Genomic DNA, 21,515 nt, shown 5'->3' with positions numbered 1-21,515 from the left:
CACGTCTGCCGGGAGGGCCGGCTCGCCTCGCGAGGTGGTCACCCTGGCCGCCCACCACGACGGCTCCGAGGTCCACGTCCCCGGCGGCACGCCCGCCCTGGGGGACGTGGTCCCGGTCCGGGTGCGCGTGCCACGGGTGCCCGGCGGTGCCGACGCGCAGGTCCGGGCCGTGTGGCTGCGGACCGTGCGCGACGGCGAGCCGCGCCTGACGGAGGCGCGGCTCGACCGGCAGGACGAGCACGAGTCCTGGTACGTGGCCGACGTCCTGGTCCACAACCCGGTCACGAGCTACCGGTTCTTCCTGGACGTCCCGGGAGGGTACCGGTGGCTCAACGGGCGCGGGGTCTTCGACCGGGACGTGCCGGATGCCGCGGACTTCCGCCTGACCGTGCACCCGCCCGCACCGTCCTGGATGGGCGACGGCGTCGTCTACCAGGTGTTCCCGGACCGGTTCGCCCGCTCGGCAGAGGCGGACTCACGGCCGGTCCCGGACTGGGCGCAGCCCGCCGGCTGGGACGACGAGCCGCTCGCGGCCGGGCCCGGCGTCGGGACGCAGTACTACGGCGGCGACCTGCGAGGGATCGAGGAGCACCTGGACCACCTCCAGGCGCTCGGCGTCGGGACGGTCTACCTCACCCCGGTCTTCCCGGGACGCTCCAACCACCGCTACGACGCGAGCACGTTCGACCACGTCGACCCGCTGCTGGGCGGCGACGAGGCGTACGCGTCGCTCTCGCGGGCCGTGCACGCGCGCGGCATGCGGCTGCTCGGCGACCTGACGACCAACCACACGGGCGCGGGCCACGAGTGGTTCGAGCGCGCGCACGCCGACGAGGCGAGCGCCGAGCGCGACTGGTTCTACTGGACGCCGGGCGAGCCCGGGTACGTGGGCTGGCTCGAGCACGCGTCGCTGCCCAAGCTCAACTACGGCTCGCCCACGCTCGGGGCGAGGATGATCGACGGGCCGGGCTCCGTCGTCGGGCGCTACCTGGGCGAGCCCTTCGCGCTCGACGGGTGGCGCATCGACGTCGCGAACATGACGGGCCGCTACGCGGACGAGGACCGCACGCTCGAGATCGCGCGGCGGATCCGCGCGACCATGGCCGCGATCAACCCCGACGCGGTCCTGGTGAGCGAGCACTTCCACGACGCCTCGCTCGACCTCGCGGGCGACGGCTGGCACGCCAACATGAACTACTCGGCGTTCACGCGCCCGATCTGGACGTGGCTCGCGCCGCACGACTCGACCGTCCCGTTCCTCGGGCTGCCCGTGACGACACCGCGCCGCGGCGGGCGCAGCATGGTCGAGACGATGCGCGACTTCGACGCCGTGCTGCCGTGGTCGGTCACGTCGCGACAGTGGAACATGCTCGGGTCGCACGACACCCCGCGCCTGCGCTCGATCGTGGGCTCGGCCGAGATGGTCGAGGTCGCCGCGACGCTCCTGCTGACCTACCCCGGCACGCCCGTGATGTTCGCGGGCGACGAGGTGGGGCTCACGGGCACCAACGGCGAGCACGCGCGCGTGCCCATGCCGTGGGACCGCCCCGAGCGCTGGGACGGCGACACGTTCGAGGTCTACCGGCGGCTCGTCGCGCTGCGCCGGGGGAGCCGGGCGCTGCGCGAGGGCGGACTGCGCTGGCTCGTGGTCGACGACGACGCCGTGGCGTACCTGCGCGAGACGCTCGACGAGCGCGTGCTCGTCGTCGTGGCGCGGGACGCGTGGGACGGGGCGCGCCTGCCGCGGCACCTGCTCACGGGCGCCGACGCCGAGCGGCTGTACGGCGACCTGGGCCTGCGCGTGACGCCCGACGGGCTCGACGTGGCGGGCGACGGCCCGGGCGTCGGGGTGTGGCGGCTGGCCTGAGCCGGTTCGCGTGCGGGGGGCGGCGCACCACGGCGACCCGCCGCGTCGATAGGGTGGGACCCGTGCCCCACACGATGCCAGGAAGTGCCCTCGGATACTCGGCCGACGACGTCGAGCGGTGGGTCCCCGAGCCGCCCAAGAGCAAGGCCCGCACTCCCTTCGAACGGGACCGGGCGCGCGTGGTCCACTCCTCGGCCCTGCGGCGCCTCGGCGCCAAGACCCAGGTCCTCGGGCCGGGCTCCGACGACTTCGTGCGCACGCGCCTGACGCACAGCCTCGAGGTCGCGCAGGTGGGCCGGGAGATGGGGCGCGCGCTCGGGTGCGACCCGGACGTCGTCGACACCGCGTGCCTGGCCCACGACCTGGGCCACCCGCCGTTCGGGCACAACGGCGAGCGGGCGCTCGCGGAGATCATGGCGGACCACGGCGGCTTCGAGGGCAACGCCCAGACGCTGCGTCTCCTGACGCGCCTCGAGCCCAAGGTCTTCGCAGCCGACGGCACGCCCGTGGGGCTCAACCTGACCCGTGCGAGCCTCGACGCGAGCGTCAAGTACCCGTGGCGCCGGGGCGAGGGGCCGCTGCGCGCCGACGGGTCCACGACGCACAAGTTCGGCGTCTACCCCGACGACGTTCCCGTCTACGCGTGGCTGCGCGAGGGCGCCCCTGAGCACGTCAAGTGCATGGAGGCCCAGGTCATGGACCTGGCCGACGACATCTCCTACTCGGTGCACGACGTCGAGGACGCGATCGTGGGCGGCAAGCTCGACCTCGCGGTCCTCGCGGACCGCGACGAGCGGGCGCGCGTCGTGGCCGCGGTCCGCGCCTGGTACGGCGACGCGTACAGCGCGGACGAGCTCGACGCAGCGATCTCCCGGCTCGAGGCCACCGGCCACCTGATGCGCGGGTTCGACGGGTCGCGTCGGGCGCTCGCAGCCCTCAAGGACTCGACGAGCCAGCTCATCGGGCGCTTCAGCGGGTCGGCGCAGGCCGCGACGCGCGAGGAGTACGGTGACGGTCCGCTCACGCGCTACTCGGCGCGGCTGGTCGTCCCGGAGACGACGTCCGCGGAGATCCTCGCGCTCAAGGGCATGGCGGTCGCGTACGTCATGGCCCCGCGCGAGCAGGAGCCGCTGCACCACCAGCAGCGGCAGGTCCTGGCGGACCTCGTCGGGGTCTTCATCGACAAGGCTCCTGGTGCGCTCGAGGCGCCGTTCGCGGCGGACTGGGTCGAGGCGCCCGACGACGCCGCTCGCCTCCGGGTCGTCGTCGACCAGGTCGCGTCGCTCACCGATGTGAGCGCCTACCAGCTCCACGAGCGGTGGGTCTCCGGGCCGCGCTGACCTCGACGCGGCGACGGCCCGGCCCCTGGTGGGGGCTGGGCGGTCGCCGCGTTCGTGGGAGTCCGGTGAGGGCAGGCCCGACGTGCTCAGCCGAGGGTGGCCGTGAGCTGGGCGACGAACTCGTCGAGCGCGTAGGGGATGCTCAGGACGGTCGGCGCGGACGTCGCCATGGCGTAGTCCATGCCGACGACGCGGATCACGCGGTCGTCGACGACCGAGGGCAGCGCCGCGAAGAGCGGGTTGCCCATGAGGGTGTCGTAGACCGTCTCGTCGACGTCGATGAGGATGAACGCGTCGGCGTCGAGCGTCGGGATGAGCTCGGAGCTGACCGAGACCGACGACGCGTCCTCGGCGCCGCAGACCGTGAGGGTGCCCGGGGACGGCACGAGCCCGATCTGGGTCAGCAGCTCGATGCGCGGGTCAGAGGGGCAGAAGACGATGAGGCCGCCCTCGCCGTTCATCGCGTACGTGATGGTCTTGCCCTGGAGCCCGGGGTGGGCTGCGGCCGTCTCGGCGACCTTCGTCCCGACGCCTTCGACGAGCTCGTCGGCCTTGGCGGGCTGCCCCAGGGCGGCCCCGATCATCGTGGTCTGGTCCTGCCACGACGTCTCCCACGCGGAGCCCGGGAACGCGACGGTCGGGGCGATCTCGGAGAGGCGCTCATAGGCCGTGTCGGTGATGCCCGAGTAGACGGCGATGATCACGTCGGGGCGCAGGGCCGCGATCTGCTCGAACGGGACGTCGGGGTTGCTCGTGAGCAGCTCGGGCGTGGCTCCCTGGAAGGTCTCGGTCAGCCAGGGGAGGATGTCGTCCTCGATGCCGGGGCCCGTGAACCTCTCGATGCCCACGGGCACCTTGCCGAACGCGACGACCGCGTCCTGGCTGCTCCAGCCGATCGTCACGACGCGCTGGGGCTCGGCGTCGATCGTCGTCGAGCCGTATGTGTGCTCGATCTCGACCGGGAACGCGTCGGCCTCGGCGAGGTTCGTCGTGGCGACGTCGGCTCCGCCCGCGGGGGCCGGCGTCGAGCCGTCGGTCCCTCCCGTCGAGCAGGCCGCGAGCGCGGCCAGGGTCGTGAGCGCGGCGACGGCGCCCAGGAGACGGCGCCGGGGAGCGGTGCGACGGCGGGTGGTGGTCGGGGTCATGAAGGGTCCTCCGTCGGGCGTCTCGCAGTGCGACTCGACGCCCGCTAGTTAGATGAGCCTAGCCTTAGTTGGCGGGACGAAGGTGAGGCTAACCCGGGCGGGATCGAGAAATCCTGCCAGCGATGACCGATTTCCCGCCAAGGTCAGTGGCCGGGCGCTCCGAGCAGGCGCGCGTACGCGGCAGGCGACATGCCCGTGGTGCGGCGGAAGACCGTGACGAACGTGCTCGGGCTCGAGTACCCGACCTCGCGGGCGACCTCGCGGACCGGGCGACCCTCGGCGAGCAGCACGAGAGCCGCGCCCGTGCGCGCGAGGATGCGCCACTGCGCGAACGACAGCCCCGTCTCCTCGACGAACCGGCGCATGAACGTGCGGGGGCTCGTGCCGATCTCCGACGCCCAGGCGTCGAGCGAGCGCCCGTCCCCCGGGGTCGCGAGCAGACGGTCCGCGACATGGCGGAGGTCCACGTCGCGCGGCATGCGCAGCTCGATGCTCGCGGCGGGCAGCGGCACGATCTGCTCGACCGCGAGCGCCTGGAGGTTGTGGCGGCTCGCGTCGGGCATGACGGCCGTGCGGCCGTGCAGGAGCAGCTCACGCAGCAGGGGAGTGACGGGCACGCCGACCACGCTGTCCCACCGGGGGACGGCCTGGTCCGGGTTGAGGTACGTGGCGTAGACCGTCACGTCGGGATCCGCCCGGACCTTGTGCGGGGTGCGGGCGGGCAGCCAGATGCCGAGCGTCGGCGGGACCAGCCACCGGCGCCCCTGGGTCTCGACGTCGAGCGGACCGCCCTCGCACCACACGAGCTCGTGCTCGTGGTGCACCTCGCCCGGCCACTCACGGGCGTGCCCGGGCTCGAACACGATGGTCGCGAGGCTCCAGGGGTCCGCGACGAGACGGCCCTCGGGGGCCCGGTACTCGACCCACGGCTCGTCGGGGGACGACGGAGCACCCCAGAGGCGGATGCTCCCGGGGTGCTCGTCGATCGTCATGGGCAGGACGTTACCGCCCGTGCCCGCCCGGCCGGCTGATCGGCCGGCCCGGGCGACCGGCTCAGCCGGCCGGCTGCTCGCTCATCCAGGCGTCGCTCGCGCGCTGCACGTCCTCGGGCGTGACCGAGTCGGCGACCGTCGTGAAGTACCACCGGTGCCCGAACGGGCACCGCACCGAGGCCTGCCGGAAGCCCTCGAACCAGTCCGCGGGCTCCGACGTGCTCGTCGCGCCCGCGGCGATCGCTCGGGCGTACGCGGCGTCGGTGTCCGGGACGGGCACGGTGAACGACACGGGGGTCGGGCCCTCGGGATCCGGCGCCACCGACCCCGCGCCCGGGAACTCCTGGGCGACCGTGAACGTCGAGAACCCGGACGTCGTGGGCAGGCGCAGGTCGGAGTGGACGATCACGTCGCCGGCCGTGATGACGTCGTCGACCTCGGCGCCGAACGCCGCGGTGTAGAAGTCGATCGCGGCGCGCGCGTCGGCGACGGCCAGGTTCGGGTGCAGGGCTGACATGTCCATGGTTCCTCCAGGGGTCGGTGCTGCCGGGTCGTGGTGCCTCCGTTCCATCGTCGTGTCGGTGCGCGGTGGCAGTCTTGGAGGAATGCGACACGAACCCGCGGGCGCCGCCGGCGCCCCGAGCAGCCCCGGTGGCCCGGGCGCTCCCGGCGTCCCGTCCACCACGTACGGCGTGGTGGACCCGGCGGCCGCGCGCCGGGCGTTCGCGCTCGAGCGACTGCCCGCCCCGGCCGACCTCGCGGACCGCGTCGACTGGTTCTGGCTCGTGCGCTGGGACCTCCCGGTCGGGGAGTCGTTCACCCAGACCGTGATCCCGCACCCGTGCGTCAACCTCGTCGCGGAGCCGAGCGGGTTCGCGGCCCACGGCATCCCCGACGGGCTGTTCGACCGCACGCTGCTCGGGACCGGCGTCGTCGTCGCCGCGAAGCTGCGCCCCGGGGCGCTGGCCGTGCCGCGCGGGACGTCCCTGCCTGCGTCGGACGTCCTGGGGCCGGGGGCGGACGAGGCGGGGGAGCGCGCCCTCGCGCTCGCCGACCGCGGCCAGGACGAGGCCGCGGTCGGCGTCCTCGCGGACCTCCTGCGCGACCGGCTCACGCCCGACCGCGCGCTGGCCCAGGTCTCCCGCGTGCTGGACGCCGTGACGTCGGGCGAGCTCGGCCCGCACGCCCGCGTCGCCGACCTCGCGGGCGTCGCGGGCACCAGCACGCGCAGCCTCCAGCGCCTCCTCGGCGAGCGCGTCGGCGTCGGGCCCAAGTGGGTCCTGCAACGTCACCGCGTCCACCTGGCCGCCGAGCGCCTGGCCACCGACCCCGGGCAGGACCTCGCGGCGCTCGCGGTCGACGTCGGCTACTACGACCAGGCGCACCTCGCTGTGGACTTCGTCTCCGTGACCGGTCACACCCCGGGCGCGTACGCCCGCCGGTGCGCGGAATCGCGGGCCCGGCTGCTGCAGCTCGCGTCCTCCTGAGCGGGTCGAGGGGCGGCCTGTGCCGCCTCGGGCGCGGACCCGGCGTGACACGTGGGCGGCGGCACCTACACTCGGGTACGTGGCAGGTCTGATCCGACGCGAGGACGTCGACGCGGTGCGCGAACGCGCGAGGATCGACGAGATCGTGTCCTCGCACGTGACCCTCAAGCCCGCCGGCGTCGGGTCGCTCAAGGGGCTGTGCCCCTTCCACGACGAGCGCTCCCCGTCCTTCCACGTCCGCCCCCAGGTGGGGCGCTGGCACTGCTTCGGCTGCAACGAGGGCGGCGACGTCATCTCCTTCGTGCAGAAGATCGACGGCATGACCTTCACCGAGGCCGTCGAGTACCTCGCGGACCGCGTGGGCGTCCAGCTGCGGTACGAGGAGGGCGGCGGCCCGCGCAGGACCGAGGAGCCCGGTAAGCGCCAGCGCCTGCTCGAGGCTCACCGCGTGGCTTCGCAGTACTTCTCCGAGCAGCTCTTCGCACCCGGCGCCACGGTCGCGCGCACGTTCCTGGCCGAGCGCAGCTTCGACCGCTCGGACGCCGAGCGCTTCGGCGTCGGGTTCGCGCCGACGGGCTGGGACTCGCTCCTGCGGCACCTGCGCGGGCGTGGCTTCACCGAGGCGGAGCTGATCGCGTCGGGCCTCATGAGCCAGGGCCAGCGCGGCATCTACGACCGCTTCCGCGGCCGCCTCGTGTGGCCCATCCGTGACGTCACCGGCGAGACCATCGGGTTCGGTGCGCGCAAGCTCTTCGACGAGGACCAGGGCCCCAAGTACCTCAACACCCCGGAGACCACGCTCTACAAGAAGTCCCAGGTGCTCTACGGGATCGACCTCGCCAAGCGCGAGATCGCCAAGAACAAGCGCGTCGTGGTCGTCGAGGGGTACACCGACGTCATGGCCGCGCACCTGTCGGGCGTCACGACGGCCGTCGCGACGTGCGGCACGGCGTTCGGCACCGACCACGCGCGCATCGTGCGCCGCCTCCTGGGGGACACGACCGCGGGCGGCGGGCTCCAGCTCGCGTCGGGCGCGTCGCTCGGGGGAGAGGTCGTCTTCACGTTCGACGGCGACGCCGCCGGTCAGAAGGCCGCCGTCCGCGCGTTCGGCGAGGACCAGCGCTTCTACGCCCAGACGTTCGTCGCGGTCGAGCCCGGCGGCATGGACCCGTGCGAGCTGCGCATGGCGCGCGGCCCCGAGGGCGTGCGGGCGCTCGTGGACGGGCGACAGCCCCTGTTCGAGTTCGTCATCCGCACCACGCTCGCCACGTTCGACCTCGACACCGCCGAGGGGCGCGTGGCCGCGCTGCGCGCCGCGGCGCCGGTCGTCGCGGGCATCCGCGACACGGCCCTGCGGCCCGAGTACGCGCGCATGCTCGCGGGCTGGATCGGGATGGACTCGGAGTCGGTGCGGCGTGCGGTCGCGGCGGCGGGCAAGGCCGGGGTCCTGCAGACGCTCCCGGCCCCGGTGCGCCCGGCACCCCCCGGGCCCGACGACGCAGCCTCCGCGGCGCCGTCGGGCCCCGTCTTCGCGCAGCCCGACCCGCGCGACCCCGTGGCGCGCCTCGAGCGGCAGGCGCTCGTCGTCGCGCTCCAGTACCCGCAGTACGTGCCGGCCGAGGAGTTCGACGCGTTCTCCGAGACCGCGTTCGCGACGCCGGCCTGGCGGGCCGTGCACGACGCGATCCGGGCTGCCGGGGGCATGGCGGGCGCCGCCGCGCACCCCGCCGGGCAGTGGGTCGAGCACGTGATCGAGCAGGCCCCCGAGACCGTGCGGGGCATCGTCAACCAGCTCGCGGTCGCGCCGCTGCCCGAGGACCGCGAGAACGTCATCCAGGGGTACGTCCAGGGCGTGATCAAGGCGTTCGTGGACCTGGGCCTCACGCGACGCGTCGCGGACGCCAAGAGCCGCCTGCAGCGCCTCGACCCGGCCGCCGACCCCGACGCCTACGGTGCGGCGTTCGCCGAGCTGCTGTCGGTCGAGAAGGAGCGCCGGGAGCTGCGCGAGCGGGTCTGAGGACCTGAGGGCACGCGAGGTCGCCGACGGTGACGCACCTGGTCGCCGACGGTGACGCCTGTCGTACGGTGCCCGCGCGGCGTCGGCGCACGTCAGCCTCGTCGTGCGACCGGGACGTGAGGTCGGGGCTGTGGACGACCGACGTGGGGCGCCGAACCCGGACCAGGATGGTGTCCGCCGGCCGGCACCACGCGGGAGATCCCGCACCGTCAGCTCATCCGAGGAGATCAACCATGTCCCGTGCCGTCGCTGTGCCTGTCATCGACCGAAGTGCCGCCCTGATCGTCGCGGGGCTCGCAGCGCTTGCCGCCGCCCAGGTCCTGTTCGGCGCGTCCCTCGCCGTCGGGCTGGGCGGAACCGACTACGCCACGTTCTACGCCACGAACCCGGCCGCCGCGGTCGCGGCCGCCGTGCTCGCCGCCGCCAGCGGGCTCGGGGCCCTGTTCGGGGCGGTGGCCTTCCTGCTGGGTGCCTACCGTGCCGTCGCCAACATGGACCGTTACCTCGCGTTCCGCGTCGCGATCATGCCCCGACGGGTCGAGCCGTCCACTCCTGGAGCGGCAGGCCCCGAGGCGCGCCCGACCGGTCTCGAGCACGCGTCCGGCGCCGTGCGATGAGCGTCACATCGCTGTAGGACGACCGGTCTGGGCTCCCCGGTCCAGGTGAGATGCAAAAGGCCCCTGGTCTGCGTCTCCGCAGGCCAGGGGCCTCGTGTCCTGCTCCCGCGGTAGGACTTGAACCTACGACCGTCCGATTAACAGTCGGATGCTCTGCCAGCTGAGCTACGCGGGACCGCTCACCCACCGATCTTCACCGGTTGGGCGACCGGAGAAAACTCTATCAGCATCAGAGGGGTAGTCCGGACATCGATCGGACCCGGTCCTCCGCGGCGTCGATCACAGCCCGCGTCCGGGCGTCGTCCAGGTCCACGCCTGCCTCGGCGACGACCTGGGAGAAGAGCGAGCCGTCGCTGTCACGGCGTACGGCGACCTTGGCCGTGCGCCCGCCACCGAGTGTCACGACCTCCGCGAGGACCACCGACGACTGCACCCGTTCACGGACCGTCTGGGCCAGGGCGGTGCGCTTGGCGTCGGCGAGGTGCAGGACCAGGGGAGCGGCGCCGTCGACCCACTCGACCGTGATCGACGCGGTGGCCGGGTCATAGCCCGCCTTGTCCACGTCGCACCACGGGCGAGACGTCGCGGCGTCCCCCGTCGTGGCCAGGACGGTGCGGGTCGCGACCGCCCACGAGCCGCCGACGAGCTGCGCGGAAGCGAGCACCGCGTCCTTCGGGGCGAGACGCAGGGACCTGCGGGCGTCGTCGGGCAGAGAGCTACGGGCGAACAGAGCCATGCCAGACACGGTACTGCCCGCGCGCCCGTCCGGCGCCCGCCTGCCGGTACGCTTGTCCGCCGAGGGGCAGTAGCTCAGTCGGTCAGAGCATCGGACTCATAATCCGCCGGTCGTGGGTTCAAGCCCCACCTGCCCTACTCGTCCTGGTGCTGGGCAACCCGACAGGGGCCCCGACCGGGGCCACCCGTGCAGCCGGGCTGCGGCGACGAGACGCGAAAGAGCCCCGCCCTCCGAAGAGGGCGGGGCTCGGTCGCGCGAGACGTACGGGTCAGGCGTCCAGGCGGGCCGCGAGGCCGTCGAGGACGGCCGTCCCTGTGCTGGCGGCCCAGATCGGCGCGCCGGACGGCGCCCCGACGTGAGTGCCTTGCTGCATCGTGCACTCGCCGGTGGTCGGATGCTTGCGCATGCCGAACCCGGACGGACCGGTGCCCGAGGGTCAGGCCTGGTGCCGCGCCTCGGCGGTCACCGACGCGTACCCGGTGCTCGCGGCAGCCCGGTGTCGACCGCCGTAGAACGGGGTCTGCGCGGAGCCGAGGACGAGCCGCGTGAGCCAGTCCGGGATGTGGGGCTCGGCCCACCGCCACAGGGCGTACCAGGCGGCGATCGCGGCGGTGGTGACCAGCGCGAGCGTCGCCTCGGACGAGAGCCAGTCCCCGAGAGCGGTCCCGACGTCGCCGGGCAGGTGCGGGAGCAGCCCGCGCAGGACGACGGCCACGACCGCGCCCCACAGGACCGGCACGTAGGTCCGCAGGTAGCCGGGGACGCGTTCGGCGATCGGGGGCGTGCCCATCACGCCGTCGTGAGCGGGAAGGCCGCCACGACCGCGGCGTACTGCGCCGCCGAGACCTGCACGGTGGGCAGCGTCTGGGAGAGCGCGACGTACTGGTCCCAGCCGATGATCGGTGCCGAGCGGGCGCCGGAGACGATGATCGCCGCGTTGGTGGCCTTGTTGAGAATCACAACCATTTTGTCCTCCTGGACGGGAAGCTGGATCGGGACGGGGGGGATCGCGGCGAGGATGCCGGGAATCTGTGCGATGCGTGCGTCGCCGGGGCAGGTCTTGCCGACGCTGGTCGAGTAGTACTGGCCGCCGTCGACCCGGTAGCCGGGGCGGAACGGGGGAGAGGACTCCACACCCAGCCGGTGCCAGGACAGACCACGGGAGCTCTCGCCGACCCGGGAGTCGGTGGCCAGCCGGAGAGGGATCGTCCGATGGGTGTGGGTGATCCAGGTGGACAAGGCCTTGAGGGCGGCGACCTGGGCGGCAGTCCACGCAGGTGGTTGGCCGGTGGTCCAGACGCGTCCGTGCCCGTCCCACGACTCGATCGAGATGGTCGCGTCGTTGCCCTGATAGTCGGCGGCCGAGAAGAAGGCGGTGTCGATGTACTGCTCGACCGTGCCGTTCTCGGCGACGTAGAAGTGCGAGCAGGGGTTTCCGGGCTGGGAGAAGTAGGGATACAGGGACGACGCGTCGCTGACGGCCGTGTGGAAGTTGATGCGGTTGCGGACGGTCGCGCGAACGTTCTCCGTGTTCGCGTGCGGGATCAGGCGCTGGACAGCACCTGGGTAGACGGGCATGTTTCCTCCTTGCATGACGAAGGCCCCGACACGATCGCGTGCGGGGCCGACGGGTGGGACGGACAGGTGCAGGGGAGCCGGGCAGGTCAGGGCGCGCCCGGTAGGGCGCGCACGAGCGTGACCAGGACCGCGAGGAGCGACCCGAGCCCGACGATCGAGGAGACGACGACCGAGGCGACGGTCCAGCCGGACGTTCCGGCCCTGGTCCCGGCCGCCGCGTTCCTCTCGAGGTCGCCGATGCTCACGGAGTGGGCGGCGGTGATCCGGTCGGTGGCGTCCAGGCGGCGCGCGTGCTCCTCGAGTCGCGCCGTCTGCGCGGCGAGCGCAGCGTCGATCTTGCCTTCGAGACGGGCGAGGGTCACCGGGGCGGAATCGGCCGACCGGTGCTCGGGAGCGTTCATGGTCGATCGGTGCCGATCGCCTCGCAGGGCGTACAGCTCCACCGCATGACGTACCTCCTCGGCGGGTCGGGTGCAGGACAGGTGGGGGCGAGCCCCGTCGCCGGTCCTGAGGATCCGGACGACGGTCGCCGTGGCGCCAGGTCGAGGTCTCGTCGCGGCAGGAGCACGCAGGCGTGCTCTTCGGACGGTCGAGACACGGGTGCTCGCGAGCATGCCCGACGACGTCGGCCCGGGGTCGGCGCCCGTCGGGTGGCGGGGCCGACCGGGCCGTCGAGGCCGCGGGCACCGACCGCCACGGAACGATCACGGCCCGGTTCCCTCGGCCTCGGCCTCGACAGGTGCGACGAGTCTCACGACGGCCTCGGCCGTGGTGATCCAGGCGGCGCGGCGCAGGGGGCCGAGGTCGTCCCAGTGCCCGAGGGGGTCCGTGGTGTGACGGGCGTACATCAGGGCCGCGACGCCCTCGACGAGCGTCGCGCCCTCGGGGACGGCGGCACCGTTGCCGTCACGGTCGAGCACGATGCCGAGGTGCCCGGCGATCACCGGGACGGCGTTGGACAGGAAGGAGAGGCGACGAGCGTCGAGGTAGGGGTCTGGTCCGGTCACGGCGGGGCTCCTGTTCGTCGAGCGGGGTGGGCGGGTGGCCGTGGCGACCCGTGCGGGCGGGGACGGGGCGCACCGGCCGGTGCGGTCGGGCATGCTGCCGACGGACCTGTCCGCTCCTCGCCGTGACCGGAGTTGCTGGTCCGGCATCGCCGCCTGGCAGGCTGGGGCTCGCGCGCTCGCTCGGTGTCCTGCCGCCGTACATCCCGAACCGCAGGGCGCCGGGGCTGCGGGACTCCGCCGCGAGGGCTTCGTCGAGACAGGGGGTGGCGACACGGCAGGTGCCACAGATTCGGCGGGCCTCGTCGTAGGCGGTCGGGTGCTCCGAGGCCGGGTGCCACGGGTCGCCCCGCAGGGCGTGGTCCCAGCCTCGGCAGGTCGCGTCCAGGCGCCACTCGGCGGGCTCGCGGGTCGAGAGCCGTCCGGTGGTTCGGGTGAGCGACGTGGCGCGCAGGTCGGTCATCGGTCCTCCTCGGTGTCGTGGCCGCGTGGTGGGTCGAGCTGGTGGAGACCCGCGTCGTGCGCCTGGTCGCGCAGCGCGTTCCGGACGGCCGTCTCGCCCGTCGGGTCGCGGTAGCCGAGGACCGAGCGGAGAAGGTCGTCGGGGTCGACGTGCTGCATCTGCTCGGCGCGTCGCTGGATCCTGAGCGCGAGCCGTTGGGTCTTGCTGCGCCCCAGGTCGATGCCGTGGTCGCCGGCGAACGTCCGGATGCGCCGTTCCCAGCCCGTGAGGGAGATGGGCATGGCGAAGGCTCCTGGTCTCTTCGTCCGTGGCGTACCTCGGAGCGGGGGTGTTGGGGGTCTGTTCAGGCGGAGGTCGTGAGGTCCTGGACGGTGGAGAGTGCGAGCGTGGTGGTGCCGAGCGCGCTGGCGAGCGCCTTGATCTCGCGGACCGTGAAGTCGCCGTGCTGGTGGAGCTTGCGGTCGAGCGAGACGAGGGGGATGCCCGACGACGCGGAGAGCGAGAGCGTCGTCAGTCCGGTCTCCTGTCGAGCCGTTTCGATGTTGGCGGCCACTGCTGAGGTGTAGTGGTTGCTGTCCATAGTGGCAACCATACTGCCCGTCTGGGCAGTGTGCAAGATGGGCGTGACCGTGTTCCTGGCACTGGCGCTGCCTGATCGAACAGGTACGCTGCCCGTATGGACATCAACGAGGCAACTGCCCGTGCCATCGCGGCGGAGCGGGCGATCAGTGGGCTGACCGTTCGCGAGCTCGCCGCCAGGGCGGGGATCCCGGAGCGCTCGCTCATGCGCGTCCTCCAGGCGGAGCGCGAGATCAAGGTCGTTCAGGTGGCGCAGCTCGCCGAAGCCTTCGACATCCACCCTCACGAGATCCTCGAGCGTGCCGAGGTGATCCTCGCGCGAGCCGAGAGGGACCGGCCGGCGCTCGAGGCGACCGTGCACGCGTTCCCCTCGCGGCCTGCGGCAGGTGGTACTACGGTCGCCGAACCGCGAGTCATCGCGGCGATGGAGGACTACGACGGAGAGGACCTGGTGGCCGAGATGGAGAGCCACGAGGAGCAACCGTAGGAGCGTGGACATGTACGACCTGATCGAGCACGCGGAGTCGCTGGGTCTCGAGGTGCTCTTCGACGACCTCGGGGCCAGGCATGCTCACATCCGAGAGGACGGCGTCGTGGTGATCAACGAGAGCCGTTCGCATCTGCTGCAGAGGGTTGCTCTCGCGCACGAGTGCGGTCATCACGTCCACCGCCACGTCCACATGGTCGGGGCTCGTGAGTCGAGGCAGGAGTGGCAGGCCGACGAGTACGCCGCGAACCTGCTCTTCGGCCCCAGGGAGTATGCCCAGGCGGAGCGCATGTACGGGCCTGACGTCACCCTGATCGCGCGTGAGCTGGGCGTCCCTGCCCGGATGATCCACGCCTGGCGGCGTGCCTGGCGTGCGAATGCGCACCGCGTCCCGCGTGGCTTCGTGGCGTTCGGCTGACAGGTCCCCGTCTGATCGTCGCAGCCGACGGCGTGCGGTCGGCCTCGCATCGATGGTGCGCCGACCGCACGGCAGCAGGGATGCCGCCGAGTCCGCAGCCCGGGTGCAGGTGACGGGCGACGGCGCGAAGCACGTGCTCGACGTCCGTGGTCGTCGCGGCGGCTCCCGCCGAGGGCTCGCCGCGCGCCGCCACCTCGCCGGGCGTTCCATGGGAGGCATGGTGCTGCAGATCCGCCGCGTCTACGCGGACCCCACGCCCGACGACGGCTGCCGCGTCCTGGTCGACCGGCTCTGGCCGCGGGGGTTGAGCAAGGAACGTGCTCAGGTGGACGTGTGGCTCAAGGAGGTAGCGCCGTCGACCGCGCTGCGCACCTGGTTCCACCACGACCACGCGCTGTTCGACGAGTTCGTCACGCGCTACCGCGCCGAGCTCGACCAGAACCCGGCGGTCGACGACCTGCGGGCGATCGCCGCCGAGCACCCGGTCGTGACCCTGCTGTACGGCGCCAAGGACGAGCAGGACAACCAGGCGGTCGTGCTGCGCGACTACCTGGTGACGGGGGCCTGACGGGGCACCGGCACCACCAGCACCGGCGACCAGCCCCTGCTGCCTCGCCTGAGCGGCTCCAGGGCCCCACCAGCGGCCGACGGGTCACGAAACGTCCCATACTTCCCGGAGGCCCGGATCGTCCCGTTCGGCGAGCGAGCGGCGCCAGGTCGTGACACGATGCCACGTCCGCTCGACAAGAAGGAGAAGCATCGTGCCCACCGGTACCAACCGCACCACGTCAGGGACCGCCCAGCGGCTCCAGCAGAGCAAGGGCCTGCGGGTCCTGGCCCGCGCCGGCTACGCCGTCAGCGGTCTGCTGCACATCATGATCGGGATCATCGCGGTGAGGATCGCGACCGGATCGGGCGGTGGAGAGGCCGACCAGACGGGCGCGCTCCAGGAGATCGCCGGGACGACCGGGGGAGCGGTCGTGCTCTGGTTCGCGGTCGTCGCCTTCGTCGCGCTCGGACTCTGGCAGGTCCTCGAGGCGATCGCCGGTACGAGCGGCGACGCCAAGGACCGGTCGGCGTTCCGCGCGAAGTCCGCCGGCAAGGCCGTCGTCTACCTGGCGCTGGGGGCGTTGACGTTCCAGGTCGTGAGCGGGGCGGGCGGCGGGGGGCAGCAGGACACGCTCACGGCGTCGCTCCTCTCGAACGGCGCAGGCAGGGTGCTCGTGGGCGCTGTCGGGGTCGGCATCGTCGTGACCGGTGTCTACCACGTGGTCAAGGGCTGGAAGAAGCGCTTCCTCCAGGACCTCGAGGGCAACGCCGGCGGCCAGGTCGGTCATGCCGTCGTCGTCCTCGGGCGTGTCGGGTACATCGCCAAGGGGATCGCGCTCGGCGTGCTCGGGGCGCTCGTGGTGGCCGCCGCGGTGACGGCCGACCCGGCGAAGGCGAGCGGCCTCGACGCGGCGCTGCGGACCATCGGCGACCAGCCTTTCGGTGCCTTCCTGCTGGCCGCCACGGGCGTCGGGTTTGCCGCCTACGGCGTGTACTCGTTCGCCCGTGCCCGGTACGCACGGATGTGAGACGGCCATGGGCGCCATGGAAGAATGGCGCCCATGGCGATGAGAGAGATCCGTGTGATCCCGGACCCCGTGCTCCGCACCCCGTGCGACGAGATCACCACCATCGACGACCGGGTGCGCTCGCTCGTCGCGGACCTGGTCGAGACCGTCGACCACGAGGGCCGGGCCGGCCTGGCCGCCAACCAGATCGGCGTCAACCTGCGCGCCTTCTCGTGGAACATCGAGGACGAGATCGGTTACGTCCTCAACCCGAAGATCGTCGAGCTGTCGGACGAGATCCAGGACGGTGACGAGGGCTGCCTGTCGGTCCCCGGGCTCTGGTATCCCACGCGACGCGCCTGGTACGCCCGGGTCGTCGGTATGGACCTCGACGGCAACGAGATCACGGTCGAGGGGACCGAGCTCATGGCTCGTTGCCTCCAGCACGAGACGGACCACCTGGACGGCATGCTCTATCTCGACCGCCTGGACCGGGCCGTCCGCAAGAAGGCCATGCGGGAGATGCGCGCCCAGCTCTGAGTCGCACGACGGCGTTCCCCTCTCCCGGCCCAGCCCAGCCCTGCGCTGGGCCCCGCGGAGAGGGGGACGCCGCGTCGTCCCGAGCGAGCACGACTGTCGCGTGGCGCGACCGCATAGGGGCAGAAAGGCGCGCCGGGGAGCCTTACCGCAGCGAGGCGAGAACTGCCATGGGGAGTCCTCCCCTCGCGATCCGGTCGACTCTCAGGCAAGATATGGCTCGTATACCGCTGGTTGATCAGGCATGATGATCCACCCCTGGTGAGGACGTTGGGGAAGACGAAACCTCGACCTAGGGAGGAAAGACATGACTGGTGCCATCACACGCGGTGTTCTTTTCGTGCACTCGGCGCCCCGGGCGCTGAGCCCGCACCTGGAGTGGGCTGCCGGGAACGTCCTGGGCGTGCGCGTCACGCTGGACTGGACCGAGCAGCCTGCTGCGCGCGACCTCTACCGGGCGGAGCTCGCCTGGCAGGGCGTGCAGGGAACCGGTGCCCGCCTCGCCTCGGCGTTGCGCGGGTGGTCCCACCTGCGCTACGAGGTCACCGAGGACGCGAGCCACGGGGCCGACGGCGCCCGCTGGTCCCACACCCCAGACCTCGGGATCTTCCACGCAGTGACCGACGTGCACGGCAACGTCATGATCCCTGAGGACCGGGTGCGAGCCGCCCTCGAGGTCGCGCACGACAACCGCGCCATGCGCGACGCACTGCACCTGGCCCTCGGCAAGGCGTGGGACGACGAGCTCGAGCCCTTCCGGCACGCGGGCGAGGACTCGAACGTGCGCTGGCTCCACCGCGTGGGCTGACCCTCTTCTCACCCCCCACGGGGGACCTGGCGACCTCACCGTCGCCCGATGCCTGCCGGCTACTAGGAACCGGCAGGCATCGTCGTTCGCGGGGGAGTCGTCGGCGGGCGGGACGACGACGAGCCCTCCTCGTCGTCCGTGCTGGCCGAGCCATGGCCCGTGACGGCGCCGACCGGCTGGAGGACGCTGTCACCGCCCGGTGGGACAGGGGCGGCCTGCGGCGTGCCGGGCCGCCGCCGCACGCGGTCCCACCCGCGCCGCAGCGCGGGTGCCAGACGGCGTTCGACGGCCTGGTAGGTCACGTCCCGGATGAAGATGGCGTCGATGGCGATCATGGTCATCGAGAAGTACATGAGGCCCATGAGCACGCCGATCCCCAGGTGCATGCCCGTGATGGCGACGAGGGCGAGGATGCGGGTCGAGCGACGAAGCAGCAGGAACGGGAAGAAGAGCTGCACGAACACCGCGCTGTAGCTGAGGATCGCGACGAGCACGCCCGAGCGCCCCATGACCTCGGTCAGGGCGGGCCAGGTCGAGAACTCGTCGAGCTGGAACACGTAGTAGATCGCGGTGCCGTGCTGCCACATCCCGCCCTGGATCTTGTACATGGCCGAGGCCACGTAGACCACGAAGATCTGGAACGCGATGAGCACCACGGCCCCGTTGTGCAGCAGGGTGGCGAGCCACGCCCAGGACGCGGAGGGCGAGGGCTTGCCGGCCGCCTCGGCCGCGCGGCGCCGTCGGGCATCGAGGGACCACCTGCCCGACGTGTCCACGAAGACCATGTACAGCAGCACCATGCGCATGAGCTGGATGCCGCCGTCGCCGATGTACGCGTTGGTACGGAACAGCGCGATGTACAGCACCAGCAGCACCGGGATGACGATGCGCGAGCGCCAGCCCAGCACCAGCAGCACCGAGAGGGCGATGAGCGCGAGGTACTGCAGGTCGAACGCCCAGGGCGGGGCCGAGCCGTTGAAGAACGTGTCGAGCCACGACGGGAACTCGTCCACCTCGACCCGACCCTGCGCGAAGGTGCGCCCCGCACCCCACGCCAGGCTGCGGTCGCCCCAGTTGGCCGCGAGCTGCACCGCGATGATGAGGCCGAAGCCGATGCGCAGCACCGCGACGCCGTAAGACGCCTTGCGGGAGTCGAGCATCCAGGACTCGCCGGCCGCCCAGGTGCTCCGCACCCAACCGGTCGCGCTCGCCCAGAGGCCGGTCGTGCCCGTGGCGCCGGTGTCGCTGCTCATGAGACCCACTCTCCGAAGACGCCGCTGAAGCCCGCGCGGGCCTCGGGGGTGACCGGCGACGGGTCGCGCCAGCCCAGCCGGGTGAACTGCTCCTCCGGGCGCTGGATGCCCGGCGTGAGCCGCTGCTCGAACGGCACGACGCCCTGCGTGGACGTGCTCATCTGGATCGCGACGAGCTCGGAGCCCGGCCACAGGTCCATGGCGGCGAGCGTGCCGAACTCGTAGAGCGAGTCCTCGGACAGCAGGTACGAGTCCATGCCGCTCACGCTCATGCCCGTCCCCAGCAGTGCCCGCGTGAGGTCCTGGCGCCCGCTGGTGCCGTCGGCCGAGACGTGGTCCGAGTGGACGACGGCCTGCTGCTGGCCCTCGAGGGCGCTGTACGACGTCGTGTAGAAGCGGTTCATGCTGACCGGGATGCGCCAGGTGCGCGTCGGCAGGATCTGGTGCCGGACCTGCTCGTTGAAGACGTCCCCCAGGTTGGCCCACTCCGAGACGGTCTCGACGCCTGCCGCGTCCCGGGTGGTCGCGCGCACCCACACGCGCAGGTCGACCGACTGCGGGTCCGGCGCGAAGATCTGCCAGTTCTGCGCGAACAGCGGGTACATGTGCTTGGACGTGACCGGAGAGGCCTTGTCGTTGATCGCCGACGTGGGCGCGGCCCAGAGGAAGGTCGAGAACATGTGGAACGCGACCAGCGCGGCCACGACGACCAGGGCGGTGCGTTGCACGACCGTGCGGGAACCCGCGGAGCTCACCGTGTACCTCCACATCGAGGACGGCCCGGACGACCGCGTTCGGGGAATGATAACCGGTGCTAACGATTCCACGGAATCCCCGACCTACCTCGCGCACGCCACGAGGCGCACGCCATGAGGCGCACGGCGCGAGAACGACGACGCCCGGCGGCGGTGAGGACCAGGTCCATCCCGCCGCCGGGCGTCGTCAGGTCTCCGGGCTCACGCCCAGGCGAGGGTCAGGCGTTCGTCACCACGAGGGCCACGTTGTGCCCACCGAAGCCGAACGAGTTGTTGATCGCGGCGATGTCGCCCGCGGGAAGCTCGGCCGGGACGTCGCGCACCAGGGGGACCTGGAGCTCGGGGTCCGGCTGCGCGACGTTGATCGTCGGGGGAGCCAGGCGCTCGTGCACGGCCTTGACGGTGAAGATGGTCTCGAGCGCACCCGCACCCCCCAGCAGGTGGCCCGTCATGGACTTGGTCGCCGAGAGCAGGACGTGGTCCGCGTCGTCGCCCAGCACGGTCCGGATCGAGCGGGTCTCGGTGAGGTCGCCGACCTTGGTCGAGGTCGCGTGGGCGTTGACGTGCACGACGTCGCGCGCCTCGACCTGCGCCTCGGCGAGCGCGCGGGTCATCGCCGCGACCTGGCCGCGACCCTCGGGGTCCGGGGAGGTGATGTGGTAGGCGTCGGCCGACAGGCCCACGCCGCCGATCCGGGCGTAGACGCGTGCGCCGCGGGCCGCGGCGTGCTCGGCGCTCTCCAGCACGACGACGCCCGCACCCTCGCCGATGACGAAACCGTCACGGTCGACGTCGTAGGGGCGCGAGGCTCCCTGAGGGTCGTCGTTGCGCAGCGAGAGCGTGCGCGAGGCCGCGAACGCGGCGATCGGCATGGGGTGGATCGTGGCCTCGGTACCGCCGGCCACGACGACGTCGGCGCGACCCGCGCGGATCATGTCGATGCCGTAGCCGATGGCCTCGGCGCCTGACGCGCAGGCCGAGACGAGCGCGTGCGCACCGGCACGGGCGCCGAACTCGAGCGAGACGTACGCGGCGGGGGAGTTGGGCATGAGCATGGGGACGGTCATGGGCAGCATGCGCCGTGCGCCGCGCTCCTTGAGGGTGTCCCAGCCGTCGAGGGTGGTCCAGATGCCGCCGATGCCCGACGACACGACCGCGCCCAGGCGGTCGCCGTCGACCTCGGGGCTGCCCGCGTCGGCCCAGGCCTCGCGCGCCGCGATCATCGCGTACTGCGTCGAGGGGTCCATGCGCTTGATCTCGGGGCGCGGGAGGACGTCCTCGGGCTTGACCTTGATCTGGGCGGCGAACGTCACCGGGATCTCGTAGCGCTCGGCCCAGTCGTTCTCGAGCGGGCGTGCGCCGGACTGCCCGGCGAGGGCGGCGGCCCACGTGGAGGCCACGTCCCCACCGAGCGGCGTGGTGGCGCCGAGGCCGGTGACGACGACGTCGCGGAGGGAGGTCATGGCAGCTCCAGGTGTCTGAGGGGGAAGAGAAGGGGGGCGGGCAGGCCGGCGGTTCGTCGACCGCCGGCCCGCACCGGCCAGGTCCGCGGGACCTGGCGCAGATCAGAAGATCAGGCCTGCGCGCCCGTGATGAAGGACACGGCGTCGCCGACGGTCGCGAGGTTCTTGACCTCTTCGTCGGGGATGCGGACGCCGAACTTGTCCTCGGCGTGCGTGACGATCGTCATCATCGACAGCGAGTCGATGTCGAGGTCGTCCGTGAAGGACTTCTCGGCGAGGACGGCGTCCGTGGGGAGGCCGGTCTCTTCGCTGACGATCTCCGCGAGACCAGCGAGGACTTCCTGCTCGGTGTAAGCCATGGGGTTTCTCCTTGTGATGGGTGCCGGGGCCGTCCGGCACCGGGAACTTGCTGT

Annotated in this window: 26 protein-coding genes and 2 tRNA genes; 12 read left to right on the top strand and 16 right to left on the bottom strand. The window is 72.3% G+C overall.

Annotated elements, in window-relative coordinates; translation table 11 throughout:
- The first annotated feature begins 34 nt into the window (after nucleotides 1-34).
- The gene (locus tag WFH32_RS03615) at nucleotides 35-1,867 is read left to right on the top strand and encodes a glycoside hydrolase family 13 protein (RefSeq protein WP_336706365.1); all 1,833 of its coding nucleotides are present in this window, start codon (nucleotides 35-37) and stop codon (nucleotides 1,865-1,867) included.
- A 74-nt stretch (nucleotides 1,868-1,941) separates the two neighbouring features.
- On the top strand, nucleotides 1,942-3,207 hold the full coding sequence (locus WFH32_RS03610) for a deoxyguanosinetriphosphate triphosphohydrolase (RefSeq protein WP_336706364.1): 1,266 nt from the start codon (nucleotides 1,942-1,944) through the stop codon (nucleotides 3,205-3,207).
- 86 nt (nucleotides 3,208-3,293) lie between these two features.
- On the opposite strand, the gene WFH32_RS03605 is transcribed toward WFH32_RS03610, so the two are convergent.
- From WFH32_RS03605 to WFH32_RS03595, 3 genes are all read right to left on the bottom strand, one after another.
- Entirely contained in the window at nucleotides 3,294-4,352 is a 1,059-nt protein-coding gene (locus WFH32_RS03605) for an iron-siderophore ABC transporter substrate-binding protein (protein ID WP_336706254.1), read from the bottom strand.
- A 143-nt stretch (nucleotides 4,353-4,495) separates the two neighbouring features.
- Nucleotides 4,496-5,344 (bottom strand): helix-turn-helix domain-containing protein, encoded by an 849-nt coding sequence (locus WFH32_RS03600; protein WP_191795403.1) that lies wholly within the window; start codon nucleotides 5,342-5,344, stop codon nucleotides 4,496-4,498.
- 61 nt (nucleotides 5,345-5,405) lie between these two features.
- The gene (locus WFH32_RS03595; RefSeq protein ID WP_336706253.1) at nucleotides 5,406-5,867 is read right to left on the bottom strand and encodes a VOC family protein; all 462 of its coding nucleotides are present in this window, start codon (nucleotides 5,865-5,867) and stop codon (nucleotides 5,406-5,408) included.
- Between the two features lie 82 nt (nucleotides 5,868-5,949).
- Here WFH32_RS03595 and WFH32_RS03590 point away from each other — a divergent pair, with 82 nt between their 5' ends.
- The 3 genes from WFH32_RS03590 (at nucleotide 5,950) to WFH32_RS03580 (ending at nucleotide 9,465) form a co-directional block, all read left to right on the top strand.
- The gene (locus tag WFH32_RS03590; RefSeq protein ID WP_191795405.1) at nucleotides 5,950-6,831 is read left to right on the top strand and encodes an AraC family transcriptional regulator; all 882 of its coding nucleotides are present in this window, start codon (nucleotides 5,950-5,952) and stop codon (nucleotides 6,829-6,831) included.
- Between the two features lie 79 nt (nucleotides 6,832-6,910).
- Entirely contained in the window at nucleotides 6,911-8,848 is a 1,938-nt protein-coding gene (gene dnaG / locus WFH32_RS03585; RefSeq protein ID WP_336706252.1) for a DNA primase, read from the top strand.
- 233 nt (nucleotides 8,849-9,081) lie between these two features.
- A complete protein-coding gene (locus tag WFH32_RS03580; protein ID WP_191795406.1) occupies nucleotides 9,082-9,465 on the top strand; it encodes a hypothetical protein in 384 nt (127 codons plus the stop codon).
- Nucleotides 9,466-9,567: 102 nt separating this feature from the next.
- On the opposite strand, the gene WFH32_RS03575 is transcribed toward WFH32_RS03580, so the two are convergent.
- Together WFH32_RS03575 and WFH32_RS03570 are read right to left on the bottom strand one after the other, a co-directional pair.
- Nucleotides 9,568-9,640 (bottom strand) — tRNA-Asn (locus WFH32_RS03575).
- A gap of 54 nt (nucleotides 9,641-9,694) precedes the next feature.
- Complete coding sequence (locus tag WFH32_RS03570; RefSeq protein WP_191795412.1) at nucleotides 9,695-10,201, bottom strand: hypothetical protein; 507 nt, start codon at nucleotides 10,199-10,201, stop codon at nucleotides 9,695-9,697.
- Nucleotides 10,202-10,264: 63 nt separating this feature from the next.
- Between WFH32_RS03570 and WFH32_RS03565 the strand changes: the two genes are divergently transcribed.
- A tRNA-Ile gene (locus WFH32_RS03565) sits at nucleotides 10,265-10,338 on the top strand.
- 299 nt (nucleotides 10,339-10,637) lie between these two features.
- On the opposite strand, the gene WFH32_RS03560 is transcribed toward WFH32_RS03565, so the two are convergent.
- The 7 genes from WFH32_RS03560 to WFH32_RS03535 form a co-directional block, all read right to left on the bottom strand.
- Complete coding sequence (locus WFH32_RS03560) at nucleotides 10,638-10,991, bottom strand: hypothetical protein (RefSeq protein ID WP_336706251.1); 354 nt, start codon at nucleotides 10,989-10,991, stop codon at nucleotides 10,638-10,640.
- Entirely contained in the window at nucleotides 10,991-11,779 is a 789-nt protein-coding gene (locus WFH32_RS03555; RefSeq protein ID WP_191795414.1) for a peptidoglycan recognition protein family protein, read from the bottom strand. The genes WFH32_RS03560 and WFH32_RS03555 overlap by 1 nt, the downstream gene beginning before the upstream one ends.
- An 86-nt stretch (nucleotides 11,780-11,865) precedes the next feature.
- Nucleotides 11,866-12,180, bottom strand: coding sequence for a hypothetical protein (locus tag WFH32_RS03550; protein WP_191795415.1), 315 nt, complete (start codon nucleotides 12,178-12,180; stop codon nucleotides 11,866-11,868).
- A 303-nt stretch (nucleotides 12,181-12,483) separates the two neighbouring features.
- Nucleotides 12,484-12,786, bottom strand: coding sequence for a hypothetical protein (locus WFH32_RS03545; protein WP_191795416.1), 303 nt, complete (start codon nucleotides 12,784-12,786; stop codon nucleotides 12,484-12,486).
- Entirely contained in the window at nucleotides 12,686-13,246 is a 561-nt protein-coding gene (locus tag WFH32_RS19265) for a WhiB family transcriptional regulator (RefSeq protein WP_442946297.1), read from the bottom strand. Before WFH32_RS19265 ends, WFH32_RS03545 begins: the two co-directional genes overlap by 101 nt.
- Nucleotides 13,243-13,527 (bottom strand): hypothetical protein, encoded by a 285-nt coding sequence (locus tag WFH32_RS03540; RefSeq protein WP_336706250.1) that lies wholly within the window; start codon nucleotides 13,525-13,527, stop codon nucleotides 13,243-13,245. The genes WFH32_RS19265 and WFH32_RS03540 overlap by 4 nt, the downstream gene beginning before the upstream one ends.
- Nucleotides 13,528-13,589: 62 nt before the next feature.
- Complete coding sequence (locus WFH32_RS03535; protein ID WP_191795419.1) at nucleotides 13,590-13,826, bottom strand: hypothetical protein; 237 nt, start codon at nucleotides 13,824-13,826, stop codon at nucleotides 13,590-13,592.
- A gap of 96 nt (nucleotides 13,827-13,922) precedes the next feature.
- Here WFH32_RS03535 and WFH32_RS03530 point away from each other — a divergent pair, with 96 nt between their 5' ends.
- From WFH32_RS03530 to WFH32_RS03505, 6 genes are all read left to right on the top strand, one after another.
- Nucleotides 13,923-14,312, top strand: coding sequence for a helix-turn-helix domain-containing protein (locus tag WFH32_RS03530; protein ID WP_191795420.1), 390 nt, complete (start codon nucleotides 13,923-13,925; stop codon nucleotides 14,310-14,312).
- Nucleotides 14,313-14,322: 10 nt separating this feature from the next.
- Entirely contained in the window at nucleotides 14,323-14,730 is a 408-nt protein-coding gene (locus WFH32_RS03525; RefSeq protein ID WP_191795421.1) for an ImmA/IrrE family metallo-endopeptidase, read from the top strand.
- Nucleotides 14,731-14,782: 52 nt separating this feature from the next.
- Nucleotides 14,783-15,298: a DUF488 domain-containing protein gene (locus tag WFH32_RS03520; protein ID WP_336706249.1), complete on the top strand. Its 516-nt coding sequence runs from the start codon at nucleotides 14,783-14,785 to the stop codon at nucleotides 15,296-15,298.
- Nucleotides 15,299-15,491: 193 nt separating this feature from the next.
- A complete protein-coding gene (locus WFH32_RS03515; RefSeq protein WP_318244002.1) occupies nucleotides 15,492-16,307 on the top strand; it encodes a DUF1206 domain-containing protein in 816 nt (271 codons plus the stop codon).
- A gap of 33 nt (nucleotides 16,308-16,340) precedes the next feature.
- Nucleotides 16,341-16,826, top strand: a complete 486-nt coding sequence (gene def / locus WFH32_RS03510; RefSeq protein ID WP_030151681.1) for a peptide deformylase — start codon at nucleotides 16,341-16,343, stop codon at nucleotides 16,824-16,826.
- Between the two features lie 304 nt (nucleotides 16,827-17,130).
- A complete protein-coding gene (locus WFH32_RS03505) occupies nucleotides 17,131-17,631 on the top strand; it encodes a DUF3145 domain-containing protein (protein WP_138824133.1) in 501 nt (166 codons plus the stop codon).
- Nucleotides 17,632-17,693: 62 nt separating this feature from the next.
- Here the strand turns inward: WFH32_RS03505 and WFH32_RS03500 are convergent, their stop codons facing one another.
- The 4 genes from WFH32_RS03500 to WFH32_RS03485 form a co-directional block, all read right to left on the bottom strand.
- Nucleotides 17,694-18,884 (bottom strand): HTTM domain-containing protein, encoded by a 1,191-nt coding sequence (locus WFH32_RS03500; RefSeq protein WP_191795423.1) that lies wholly within the window; start codon nucleotides 18,882-18,884, stop codon nucleotides 17,694-17,696.
- A complete protein-coding gene (locus WFH32_RS03495; RefSeq protein ID WP_336706248.1) occupies nucleotides 18,881-19,639 on the bottom strand; it encodes a DUF5819 family protein in 759 nt (252 codons plus the stop codon). The genes WFH32_RS03500 and WFH32_RS03495 overlap by 4 nt, the downstream gene beginning before the upstream one ends.
- Before the next feature lie 218 nt (nucleotides 19,640-19,857).
- The gene (gene fabF / locus WFH32_RS03490) at nucleotides 19,858-21,102 is read right to left on the bottom strand and encodes a beta-ketoacyl-ACP synthase II (protein ID WP_030151685.1); all 1,245 of its coding nucleotides are present in this window, start codon (nucleotides 21,100-21,102) and stop codon (nucleotides 19,858-19,860) included.
- Nucleotides 21,103-21,212: 110 nt separating this feature from the next.
- The gene (locus WFH32_RS03485) at nucleotides 21,213-21,461 is read right to left on the bottom strand and encodes an acyl carrier protein (protein ID WP_030151686.1); all 249 of its coding nucleotides are present in this window, start codon (nucleotides 21,459-21,461) and stop codon (nucleotides 21,213-21,215) included.
- Between the last annotated feature and the right edge of the window lie 54 nt (nucleotides 21,462-21,515).

This window comes from Oerskovia sp. USHLN155 (genome assembly GCF_037145535.1).
Classification (GTDB): Bacteria; Actinomycetota; Actinomycetes; order Actinomycetales; family Cellulomonadaceae; genus Oerskovia; species Oerskovia rustica.
Note: the sequence above shows the minus strand (reverse complement) of the source record. Positions and strands in the feature narration are given on the sequence as shown.